Genomic DNA, 11,929 nt, shown 5'->3' on the forward strand with positions numbered 1-11,929 from the left:
GAAATCATATGTATAAATCATTTCTGGTAAAATATGGAGAAATCGGAGTAAAGGGAAAGAACCGCTACATTTTTGAAAATATGTTAATGGAGCAGATCCGCCATGCGTTAAAGACAGCAGAGGGCGAGTTTGAAGTAACCAAAAAGCAGGGAAGAATCTATATCAATGTAGTATCCGATGACTATGATTATGACGAGACCGTAGAAGCATTAAGCCGTGTATTTGGTATTGTAGGATTCTGTCCATTACTTCAGGTAGAGGATGAAGGCTTCGATAAATTAGCGGAGACAGTGGTAGATTATCTAGGTAAAGAATATCCGGAAAAGAACTTTACCTTTAAAGTAAATGCAAGGAGAGCAAGAAAGAATTATCCTCTTGATTCCATGGAAATCAATGCTGAACTGGGTGGAAAAATCTTAGATGCGTTCCCGGAGAGCAAGGTAGATGTGCATAACCCGGAGGTTATGGTCTGCATTGAAATCAGAAGCCTTATCAATATTTATTCCAAGGAAATTCCGGGACCGGGTGGAATGCCGGTAGGTTCTAACGGAAAAGCCATGTTATTATTATCCGGCGGAATCGACAGTCCGGTAGCAGGTTATATGATTGCAAAACGTGGAGTAGCGTTGGACGCAACTTATTTTCATGCACCGCCATATACTTCAGAACGTGCAAAACAGAAGGTAGTGGATCTGGCAAAACTGGTAGCAAGATACAGCGGACCTATCAATCTTCATGTAGTGAATTTTACCGATATCCAGCTTTATATTTATGAGAAATGTCCACATGAGGAGCTTACCATTATCATGCGCCGCTATATGATGAAACTGGCAGAGCATTTTGCTAAAGAAAACCGCTGTTTAGGACTGATTACCGGAGAGAGTATCGGACAGGTTGCAAGCCAGACCATGCAGTCATTAGCGGCAACCAACGAAGTATGTACCATGCCGGTATATCGCCCATTGATTGGATTTGACAAGCAGGAAATCGTAGAAGTGTCAGAAAAAATTGATACCTATGAGACATCTATCCAGCCGTTTGAAGACTGCTGTACCATTTTTGTGGCAAAGCATCCGGTTACCAAACCGAACATTGAATACATCAAGAAATCTGAAACAAAGTTAGAAGAGAAGATTGATGAACTGATGCAGACTGCAATTGATACGGTAGAAGTGATTCACGTAGAAGCAGAGTAGTGTGAATAGAAATAGAATGCTGTTTAGAAGCAGAATATTACGTAGAAACAGATAATATATAAAAGCAGAGCAATATATAGAAACGGAATTAAATAAGGGACCCGCACAGCGTAGCGGGTTCCTGCACAAATAAAAAAAGGGATTGCTTTCGCAATCCCCCCAATTCATTTACATCAATTCAATTATACAAGATAAGGTTTTAATGCTTCCATAATCTCATCCAGATTAGACTCTGCATGAATTGCTAAGTCGATTGGTTTGGATAAATCTAAGCTGAAGATACCCATGATAGATTTAGCATCGATAACGTATCTTCCAGAGATTAAGTCGAAATCAAATTCGAACTGTGTGATTGCGTTTACGAAGGATTTCACCTTATCGATTGAGTTTAATGAAATTTGAACTGTTTTCATAGTAAGACCTCCTTGGTTGCTATAAATACTTTTTCTTAATAGTAACTTCTTTGGAGGTAAAAGTCAACTAGAAGTGAGGAAAAAATCGAATGAAAAAAGCAGCATTGCACAATTTGGGATGCAAGGTGAACGCATATGAGACGGAGGCTATGCAGCAGTTATTAGAACAGGCAGGTTATGAGATTGTTCCTTTTACGGAACAGGCGGATGTCTATGTGATTAACACCTGTTCGGTAACCAACATGGCAGACCGGAAATCCCGCCAGATGCTTCATAAAGCAAAAAAAGAAAATCCGGACAGTATCGTTGTCGCTGCCGGCTGTTATGTCCAGACTTCATCGGAAGAAGCAGCAAGGGATTTATCCGTGGATATCATTATCGGAAATGACAAGAAACATGAACTGGTGGAGCTTATTGAAAACTGTATGAACCAGAAGAAAAATGCAAACGAAGAAACTGAAGGAGTGGATGACTGGAAGGAAAATATCTGCGATATTAATGAGAAAGGCAGAGCATATGAAGCGCTGTCTATCAGCCGGACAGAAGAACATACCAGAGCTTTCTTAAAGGTGCAGGATGGCTGCAACCAGTTCTGCACATATTGTATTATTCCATATGCGAGAGGTAGAATCAGAAGCCGTAAGGCAGAAGAGGTCGTGCGTGAAGTGGAGACACTTGCAACAAATGGCTGTAAGGAAGTGGTACTGACCGGAATCCATTTAAGTTCCTATGGATTAGACCATGGAGATAATCTTTTACATCTGATTCAGGAAGTGCATAAAGTAGAAGGTATCCGCCGGATTCGTCTGGGTTCCTTGGAGCCTGGAATCATCGATGAGAATTTTGTGAAAGAGCTGGCAAAATTAGAAAAAATCTGTCCGCATTTTCACCTGTCCCTGCAGAGCGGATGTGATGCAACCTTAAAGCGGATGAACCGGAAATATGATACAGCCACTTATGAAGCAGGCTGTAAGCTGATTCGGAAATATTTTACCCATCCGGCAATTACCACAGATGTTATCGTAGGATTCCCGGGAGAAACAGAGGAAGAATTTGAGGCAACGAAGGAATTCTTAGAGCGGATTCATTTTTATGAGATGCATATTTTCAAGTATTCCAAGCGCAAAGGTACGAAGGCAGCAGTGATGCCGGATCAGGTGCCAGAACAGGTGAAGACAGAACGCAGTAAGGTGCTTTTGGCACTGGCACAGGAAATGTCAGAAGAATTCCGGGAGTATTATGTTGGCAGACCGGAAGAAATATTATTAGAAGAAACCGATGAAATCGCAGGAAATGTATATTTTACCGGATATACCAAAGAATATGTAAAGATAGCAGTGCCGGAGGCAGAAGGGGAAGAAAATATTTTGGTGAAAGGTGTAGTGACCGGACGGATTTCAGCGGATGTATACCGGATGGAAAATATTGAAAAAGCAGAGTAGAATTATCGGGAAAAGATAAGTGTATGAGAAGTGTATTTTGAATAATGGTTGAATTTTGCAGTACTTTATATTAGAATAGATTTAGCGATGCTTTTTCATTAGGAAGAACAAAAGAGCAAAATAAGGGCGTGAAAAAATGCAGAACATGAATAACACACAATATTTTAGAGTTGAAAAAGAACCGGAAATCAGGGTACATGATGTACTTAAGATTGTATACGAGGCATTATCCGAGAAAGGGTACAATCCGGTCAATCAGATTGTTGGATATATTATGTCTGGTGATCCGACTTATATTACCAGTCACAATAATGCAAGAAGTCTGATTATGAAAGTAGAACGTGACGAACTTGTAGAAGAGATATTAAAGGAATATATCCATACAAATTCATGGAAGTAGGAGGCAGTTGATGCGGATAATCGGTCTTGACTTCGGTTCTAAAACCGTTGGAGTTGCCGTTAGCGATGAACTGCTTATTACTGCACAGGGAATTGAGATTGTGCGCAGAAAATCAGAAAATAAGCTGCGTCAGACATTGGCACGTATTGAAGAATTAATCAAAGAATATAACGTGGAGAAAATTGTTCTCGGCTTTCCGAAAAATATGAATAATAGTGAAGGCGAGCGTTGTGAAAAAACCTTAGAATTTAAAGAAATGTTAGAAAGGCGTACCGGACTTACAGTAGAGCTGTGGGACGAACGCCTTACTACTGTTGCGGCGGATAATCTTATGATGGAAGCCGGAATCCGAAGAGAGAATCGCAAAGAATATGTGGATCAGATAGCGGCATCCTTTATTTTACAGGGATACCTTGACTATCTGCAGAATGAAAAGAATCAGGAGTAAATATGGAAAAAGTAAATTTTACAGACCCGGATACCAATGAGTCAGCAGAATTTTATGTATTAGAGCAGACAACCATACGGGGAATCAATTACCTTCTTGTCACAGTAGACGAAGAGGGTGATTCGGATGCATTTATTTTAAAAGAAACACAGAATGAAGATGATCACAATACCATCTATGAAATGGTGGAAGATGATAAAGAGTTAGAAGCACTTGCAAAAATTTTCGCAGAATTAATGGAAGATGTAGACATTGAATTCTAGGAGAACTTATGTAATTGCGGACAAATGCAATGAGCGCGAAAAGAAAGAATTTATGGAGGTAATATTTTGAAAAAAGAAGCAAACTCAAAATTGAAAATCATTCCATTAGGCGGATTAGAGCAGATTGGAATGAACATAACTGCCTTTGAATACGAAGACAGTATTATTGTTGTGGACTGCGGTCTGTCATTCCCGGAGGATGACATGTTTGGTGTAGACCTTGTTATCCCGGATGTGACTTATTTAAAAGATAATATTGACAAAGTAAAGGGATTTTTTATTACCCATGGTCACGAAGACCATATCGGAGCAATCCCTTATATTTTAAAAGAAGTCAATGTGCCGATTTATGCAACCAAGCTTACGATTGCAATTATCGAGCACAAGTTAGAAGAGCATAATATGCTCAAGAAAGTAAAACGTAAGGTAGTAAAATACGGACAGCATATTAACCTAGGCTGCTTCCGCGTGGAATTTATCCGTACCAACCATAGTATTCAGGATGCGGCAGCTCTTGCCATTTATTCACCGGCAGGAACAGTTGTCCACACCGGAGACTTTAAAGTGGATTATACACCGGTATATGGTGATGCTATCGATTTACAGCGTTTTGGTGAGATTGGTAAGAAGGGTGTACTGGCATTGATGTGTGACTCCACCAATGCAGAGCGTCCTGGCTTTACCATGTCGGAGCGTACCGTAGGAAAGACCTTTGATAATATTTTTGCTGACCATAAGAACACACGAATCATTATTGCAACTTTTGCATCCAATGTAGACCGTGTACAGCAGATTATGAACTCTGCCAATAAGTATGGCAGAAAAGTAGTGATTGAAGGACGAAGCATGGTAAATATCATTACGATTGCGTCTGAGCTGGGATACCTTACCATCCCGGAGCAGACCCTGATTGATATTGAACAGCTGAAGAATTATCCGGATGAGCAGACGGTTATCATTACAACAGGAAGTCAGGGAGAATCCATGGCGGCATTATCCCGTATGGCATCCGGCATGCATCGTAAGATAACAATTAAACCAAAGGATACCATTATTTTTAGTTCCAACCCGATTCCGGGTAATGAAAAAGCAGTGTCCGGTGTCATTAATGAACTGACCATGAAAGGTGCAGAGGTTATTTTCCAGGATGTTCATGTTTCCGGTCATGCCTGTCAGGAGGATATCAAACTTATTTACTCACTGGTAAAACCGAAATATGCAATTCCGGTTCATGGAGAATACCGTCATCTGGTTGCCCAGGCTAAGATTGCAGAAGAACTTGGCATTGATAAAGAAAATATTTTCCTCTTGTCTTCCGGTGATGTATTAGAACTGGATGAGGAAAGCGCAGCAGTTACCGGACATGTACAGGTAGGCGATGTCATGGTAGACGGACTTGGTGTTGGTGACGTAGGAAATATTGTATTGCGTGACAGACAGCATCTGGCAGAAGAAGGAATCATTATTGTTGTAATGACATTGGAAAGTGGCTCCGGAATGGTGCTGGCAGGACCGGACATCGTATCCAGAGGATTTGTCTATGTACGTGGGGCAGAAAGCCTGATGGAGGAAGCTCGTCATGTATTAGAGGGAACCATGGAACACTGCATGGATAAGAATATTACAGACTGGAGCAAGATTAAGACAGAAATCAAAGATGCTTTAGGTGATTTTGTCTGGAAAGAGACAAAGCGCAGACCGATGATTATTCCAATTATTATGGAAGTTTAATGTGGGTGGATGAACATGAGCGTAGTAGAAGATAAGGTAACAGAACTTGTAAATGCAATTCAGGATACCAATGAATATAAGCGTTATCAGGAAGCAAAGAATAAGCTGCATGCGAATCCGGAATTAGAGCAGATTGTATTTGCATTCCGCCAGAAGAATTACCAGATCCAGAACAGTAAAAATGTGGATCTGTTCTGGGAAGTAGACCAGCTGGAGCGGGAAAATATAGATATCCGCAAGAATCCGGTTGCAGAAGAATTTATGACAGCAGAGCTTGCATTCTGCCGTCTGCTGCAGAAAATTAATTTCAGACTGGTTGGCGGCCTGAATTTTGAAGTAGGTTTTGTAAACGAAAGATAATGGAGAGGTTGTGCGATGAGTGCCAGTAAGATTGTGATGAAAATTGTCCGAATCAGTTTTTCTGTTCTTGTTGTTGTACTGGTGATTTTTGTACTTTTTAAGGCAGGAAGCTATGCATATGATTTCGGATATCGCGTGTATACAGAGCAGCCGGTGTCATCCGGTGATGGCAAGGATATTGTGGTTCAGATAGAGGCTGGAATGTCCGGTAGTGATATTGGAAGTATGTTAGAGGAGAAAGGACTTATCCGTGATGCCAGGCTTTTTGCAGTGCAGTTAAAGCTTTCTGCGTATTCTAAAAAAATCAAACCGGGAATATATACGCTGAATACTTCCATGACAGCGAAAGAAATGATGGAAGCCATGTCACCGGTTTCGGAAAAAGATACAGAGGGTACAACGTGATAGTAGAGGAACGATTAGTAACGTATATCAATTCCTTAGACAGTGGAAATACACCGCTTTTAGAGGAAATTGAGGCAGAGGCAAAGAAGAATTATGTGCCGGTTATCCGTAAGGAAATGCAGAGCTTTTTAAAATCCATGCTGGCATTAAAGCGGCCGGAGCGGATTTTGGAAGTGGGAACTGCAGTAGGATTTTCTGCACTTCTGATGGAAGAATATAATCCGGTGCCATGCCGGATTACAACCATAGAAAATTACGAGAAAAGAATTCCTATTGCACAGGCAAATTTCAAACGTGCCGGAAAAGAGAAAGAAATCACACTGATTCCGGGAGATGCCACAGAGGTGTTAAAGACGTTAGAAGATTCTTATGATTTTCTTTTTATGGATGCGGCAAAGGGACAGTATATCAATTTCCTGCCGGATATTCTTCGGCTGATGAAGCCTGGTGCATTACTGGTATCTGACAATGTGCTGCAGGAGGGAGATATTATCGAATCCCATTATGCAGTAACCAGAAGAAACCGGACCATTCATAAGAGAATGCGGGAATATCTTTATGAACTGACACACAATGACAGTCTTACCACATCGGTGCTTCCGATTGGAGACGGTGTTACCATTAGCATTAAGAAATAGATGATACAGATTGAAATATTAGGAGAAATAAATCAATGAGACCGGTAGAATTACTGATTCCAGCCAGCAGTCTGGAAGTATTAAAAATTGCAGTCATTTATGGAGCGGATGCCGTATATATCGGCGGAGAAGTATTTGGACTTCGTGCGAAGGCAAAAAACTTTTCCATGGAGGATATGGCAGAGGGCATCCAGTTTGCCCATGAGCATGGTGTAAAAGTTTATGTAACAGCAAATATACTGGCTCACAATGGGGATTTGGAAGGTGTAAGAGAGTACTTTACCCAGTTAAAGGAAATCAAGCCGGATGCCCTGATTATTTCTGACCCGGGTATTTATACCATTGCAAAAGAAATCTGCCCGGAAATCGAGCGTCATATCAGTACCCAGGCCAATAATACCAACTATGGAACGTATCAGTTCTGGTGGAACCAGGGCGCAAAGCGTGTGGTAACAGCAAGAGAGCTTTCTTTAAATGAGATTGCTGAGATTCGCAAAAATATTCCGGATGAAATGGAAATCGAGACATTTGTGCATGGAGCAATGTGTATTTCCTATTCCGGAAGATGTCTTTTAAGTAATTATTTTACCGGAAGAGATGCCAACCAGGGAGCCTGCACTCATCCGTGCCGCTGGAAATATGCAGTGGTAGAGGAAAAACGTCCGGGAGAGTATCTGCCGGTTTATGAAAATGAACGTGGTACCTATATTTTTAACTCCAAGGATTTGTGCATGATTGAGCACATCCCGGAACTGATTGAGGCAGGTATTGATTCCTTTAAGATAGAAGGACGTATGAAGACAGCACTTTATGTTGCTACTGTAGCACGTACTTACCGGAAAGCCATTGATGATTATCTTACCTCACCGGAGAAATATAAAGAAAATATGGACTGGTATTTAGAACAGATTTCTAACTGTACTTATCGCCAGTTTACCACCGGCTTTTTCTTTGGAAAGCCTTCGGAAGAGAGCCAGATTTACGATAATAACACTTATATCAAAGAGTATACCTACCTTGGAATTGTAGGAGAACGCAACGAAGAGGGATTATATCAGATTGAACAGAGAAATAAATTCTCCGTAGGGGAACAGATTGAAGTCATGAAACCGGATGGAAGAAATATTCCGGTTACCGTAAAACGGATTGTGGACGAAGATGGAAATGAAATGGAATCAGCACCACATCCAAAACAGGTGCTTTACATTGATTTAGGACAGGAACTGGAGATGTATGATATTTTACGCAGACAGGAGGAATGACCTATGGAAGAAAAGTATGTTGTTTATGTCGGAACGTATACCCATGAGAACAGTATCGGAATCCATTTATATGATTTGGATGCAAAAAGCGGAGAAATGAAGGAACGGAAAGTGGTTCCCATCAATAATCCTTCCGATTTGCTGGTATCGAAGGATGGCAGATTCTTATATTCCATTGCAGATGAAGGCGTGGAAGCATTTCACATTCTGCCGGATGGAGACCTTGAGCCAATGAACAAGCAGTGGATTGGCGGTATGCGTGGCTGTTATGTGGAAGTGGACAGTAAGAACCGTTATCTTTTCGTAGGCGGTCATCATGATGGCAGAGTGACCATGATGAAGTTGGAAGAAGACGGCAGCATCGGAGAAATCGCAGACGGTATTTTTCATAAGGGAATAGGACGGACCATTGCAGAGCGAAGTTCCAAGCCACATGTAGACTGCGTGAAGCTGACACCGGACGAGAAGTTCTTGTGTGCAGTGGATAATGGATTAGATCATGTAAAGATTTACCGGATTGACTATGAGAATGGCAGGATGAAGCTTGCAGATATCATCCGTTGTCCGTTGGAATCTGCACCGCATATGATTCGCTTCAGCCGTGATGGAAGATTTGCTTATATTCTCTATGAGCTGTTGAATCAGATAGAGGTATTTTCCTATACGTTAGAAAATGACCAGCCGCATTTCGAGAAGGTTCAGACCATTACAACGACCACACCGAAGGAAGCTGATGTCTGTGCTGCATCCGGTCTGGAAGTGACAATGGATGGTGAATATTTATTCTGCAGTAATGCAGGTGCAAACTCCGTATCGATTTATGAAATTGATAAAGAGAGTGGATGTCTTACCATGATGTGTAATTCGAAAATCAGTGGTGATTATCCGAAAATGATTGGTATCTGTCCGGACAGAATGCATTTCATGAGCCTTAATAATGAGACCAATGAGATTACCATGTTTAAGGTAGATTATGAGAAGAAATACATTCTGATGGAAGAGAAGCCGATTCCGGTAGACAAGCCGAATTGTATTTATATCCATAAACTAAGTTAAAAGCGAACTGCAGGAAACATGCTTTAGCCAGGCATTTTTCGGTATTCATGTAAAAAGGGTAAAAAGATGTCGTTTGTTAAAAAAATAACAGATGACATCTTTCTTTTTGGGAAAAACTATGATAGAATAACACAGTTGAAGCCTACCGGTCCGGAGGCTATCAATGGAAGTGCTTGGCCGCAAAGCCTTAAAATGCGGAGAAAAAAGAAAATAGAAAAAGAAAATTTAAGAAAAGAGGAAGAGACTATGAGTGAAAAAAACGTAGCTTTTACCAGGGACAGAAGTATCCCAAAATCTTATGAGCTGGTTCTGACAGCTTTATTTACCGCCATTATTGTCGTAATGGCATTTACCCCGTTAGGATTTATTCCTTTAGTAGTTATTAATGCAACGATTATCCATATACCGGTTATTTTAGGTGCAATTTTCTGCGGACCGAAAAAAGGTGCCTTTTTGGGATTTGTATTTGGATTAACCAGTTTTATTAAAAATACATTGATGCCAACTTCTATGTCAGCATTTGTATTTTCACCGATACTGGCAAGCAGCATCGATGGCGCAGCAGGAGTGGTAAAGAGTACCATTATCTGTTTTGTACCACGAATTTTAGTAGGTATCATCCCATATTTCGTATATCGTGGAATTGTAAAATTAACCACATCCAGCCATGCAAAGGCTGCAAAGGTAATCAGTAATCTTGTAATCAGTGTACTTTTACTGGTTGGTATCCATGCGTTCTTTGCTAAAATGCTGACAACAGATTCGAAGGAAATGATTGGCTGGATATCAGGTGCAGCTGCAGCAGTTATTTATTTTATTGCAGTGGAATTGACCGGAAGAAAGAAGGATGGCAGATTCCTGGGCTATGTCTATGCCGGCGTGACCGGTGCATTGACCAATACACTGCTTGTAATGCCGATGATTTATATTTTCTATAAAGAGGCATATGCCAATGCATTGAGCATTGAACCGGGCGCAGTTATGGGTGTAATCCTTGGCGTTATCAGCTTTAATGGAATTATAGAAGCGATTGTAGCAGCCGTTCTGGTAGCCGCTATTGGAATGGTATTGAATAAAGTACACAGGAGGTAATTCATATGTTAAAGGGCAGGAATATATTACTGGCAGTGACAGGCAGTATTGCAGCATATAAAGCGGCTTCGCTTGCCAGTATGCTGGTAAAGAAGCACGCAGATGTACATGTAATTATGACGAAAAATGCAGAGCAGTTTATATCATCGGTTACCTTTGAGACACTGACCGGAAATAAGGTGATTGACGATACCTTTGACCGTAACAGCGGATATCATGTGGCACATATTGCCATGGCACAGGAGGCAGATGTGGTGATGATTGCTCCGGCATCTGCCAATGTCATTGCAAAGCTGGCACATGGAATTGCAGATGATATGCTCACTTCTACCATGTTAGCCTGTGAGGCTCCGATATATCTTGCCCCGGCAATGAATACACATATGTTTGACAATCCGGTAACACAGGATAATCTTAAGATACTAAGAGAATATGGTTATCACATCATTGAGCCATCCTCAGGCTATCTTGCCTGTGGCGATACCGGAAGGGGAAAACTTCCGGAACCGGAAGAACTGTTAGAATATATTCTGCAGGAAGCTGCCTGTGAGAAAGACCTGACAGGAAAGAAGGTTCTCATCACAGCAGGAGCCACCCAGGAGGCAATTGACCCGGTACGTTATGTGACCAACCATTCCACTGGAAAAATGGGTTATGCACTGGCAAAGAATGCGGCAAGAAGAGGGGCAGAGGTAACACTGGTCACCGGACCGACCAGCCTTGAAAAGCCTTTTTTTGTAAATACAATTCCGGTGGTTACGGCAGAAGAGATGTATCAGGCTGTTACAGATGCATTTGCAGAACAGGATATTGTAGTCATGGCTGCAGCAGTAGCAGACTACCGTCCAAAGACCGTTGCGGATGAAAAAATCAAAAAGGCCGATGGCGGACTGGCGTTGGAAATGGAACGCACGAAAGATATTTTAGGAACAGTTTCTGCCCGGAAGGAAAACCAGTTCCTGTGTGGATTTTCCATGGAGACACAGCATCTGAAAGAAAATTCCAAAGCCAAGTTAGAAAAGAAGAAGCTTGATATGATTGTTGCCAATAATCTTAAGACAGCGGGAGCCGGATTTGGTACCGATACCAATGTGGTAACTTTGATTACAGAATCAGAAGAAAAAGAGCTTCCGATTATGTCGAAGGATGAAGTGGCTTCAGCTATCTTTGATGAGATTCTAAGCAAAATGCAGGCGTAGAAAATAATAATAATCCCTGTCAGC

14 protein-coding genes are annotated in these 11,929 nt (G+C 41.3%); 13 read left to right on the forward strand and 1 reads right to left on the reverse strand.

The window, feature by feature from the left end:
• Window positions 1-8 precede the first annotated feature (8 nt).
• On the forward strand, window positions 9-1,196 hold the full coding sequence (thiI, locus tag DWW33_RS00180; protein ID WP_118638630.1) for a tRNA uracil 4-sulfurtransferase ThiI: 1,188 nt from the start codon (window positions 9-11) through the stop codon (window positions 1,194-1,196).
• A gap of 182 nt (window positions 1,197-1,378) precedes the next feature.
• Here thiI and DWW33_RS00185 read toward each other — a convergent pair whose 3' ends face one another.
• Entirely contained in the window at window positions 1,379-1,609 is a 231-nt protein-coding gene (locus tag DWW33_RS00185; protein WP_022243076.1) for an HPr family phosphocarrier protein, read from the reverse strand.
• 89 nt (window positions 1,610-1,698) lie between these two features.
• Between DWW33_RS00185 and mtaB the strand changes: the two genes are divergently transcribed.
• The 12 genes from mtaB (at window position 1,699) to coaBC (ending at window position 11,905) form a co-directional block, all read left to right on the forward strand.
• Window positions 1,699-3,051, forward strand: a complete 1,353-nt coding sequence (gene mtaB / locus DWW33_RS00190) for a tRNA (N(6)-L-threonylcarbamoyladenosine(37)-C(2))-methylthiotransferase MtaB (protein WP_118172667.1) — start codon at window positions 1,699-1,701, stop codon at window positions 3,049-3,051.
• A 136-nt stretch (window positions 3,052-3,187) separates the two neighbouring features.
• Window positions 3,188-3,451, forward strand: coding sequence for an IreB family regulatory phosphoprotein (locus DWW33_RS00195; protein ID WP_022243074.1), 264 nt, complete (start codon window positions 3,188-3,190; stop codon window positions 3,449-3,451).
• 10 nt (window positions 3,452-3,461) lie between these two features.
• Entirely contained in the window at window positions 3,462-3,899 is a 438-nt protein-coding gene (gene ruvX / locus DWW33_RS00200; protein ID WP_022243073.1) for a Holliday junction resolvase RuvX, read from the forward strand.
• Between the two features lie 2 nt (window positions 3,900-3,901).
• Window positions 3,902-4,162, forward strand: coding sequence for a DUF1292 domain-containing protein (locus DWW33_RS00205; protein WP_022243072.1), 261 nt, complete (start codon window positions 3,902-3,904; stop codon window positions 4,160-4,162).
• A gap of 66 nt (window positions 4,163-4,228) precedes the next feature.
• Window positions 4,229-5,893 (forward strand): ribonuclease J, encoded by a 1,665-nt coding sequence (locus DWW33_RS00210; RefSeq protein WP_022243071.1) that lies wholly within the window; start codon window positions 4,229-4,231, stop codon window positions 5,891-5,893.
• Between the two features lie 15 nt (window positions 5,894-5,908).
• Window positions 5,909-6,253: a YlbF family regulator gene (locus tag DWW33_RS00215; RefSeq protein ID WP_022243070.1), complete on the forward strand. Its 345-nt coding sequence runs from the start codon at window positions 5,909-5,911 to the stop codon at window positions 6,251-6,253.
• 15 nt (window positions 6,254-6,268) lie between these two features.
• A complete protein-coding gene (locus DWW33_RS00220; RefSeq protein ID WP_022243069.1) occupies window positions 6,269-6,658 on the forward strand; it encodes an endolytic transglycosylase MltG in 390 nt (129 codons plus the stop codon).
• Window positions 6,655-7,296, forward strand: coding sequence for an O-methyltransferase (locus DWW33_RS00225; protein WP_118172666.1), 642 nt, complete (start codon window positions 6,655-6,657; stop codon window positions 7,294-7,296). Before DWW33_RS00220 ends, DWW33_RS00225 begins: the two co-directional genes overlap by 4 nt.
• Before the next feature lie 35 nt (window positions 7,297-7,331).
• A complete protein-coding gene (locus DWW33_RS00230; RefSeq protein WP_022243067.1) occupies window positions 7,332-8,558 on the forward strand; it encodes a peptidase U32 family protein in 1,227 nt (408 codons plus the stop codon).
• Window positions 8,559-8,561: 3 nt separating this feature from the next.
• A complete protein-coding gene (locus DWW33_RS00235; RefSeq protein WP_118172665.1) occupies window positions 8,562-9,614 on the forward strand; it encodes a lactonase family protein in 1,053 nt (350 codons plus the stop codon).
• 246 nt (window positions 9,615-9,860) lie between these two features.
• On the forward strand, window positions 9,861-10,706 hold the full coding sequence (locus tag DWW33_RS00240) for an ECF transporter S component (protein WP_118638795.1): 846 nt from the start codon (window positions 9,861-9,863) through the stop codon (window positions 10,704-10,706).
• 5 nt (window positions 10,707-10,711) lie between these two features.
• Entirely contained in the window at window positions 10,712-11,905 is a 1,194-nt protein-coding gene (coaBC, locus tag DWW33_RS00245) for a bifunctional phosphopantothenoylcysteine decarboxylase/phosphopantothenate--cysteine ligase CoaBC (RefSeq protein WP_118638631.1), read from the forward strand.
• Window positions 11,906-11,929: the final 24 nt, after the last annotated feature.

The organism is Roseburia sp. AF15-21 (assembly GCF_003479505.1).
GTDB lineage: Bacteria > Bacillota > Clostridia > Lachnospirales > Lachnospiraceae > Roseburia_C > Roseburia_C amylophila.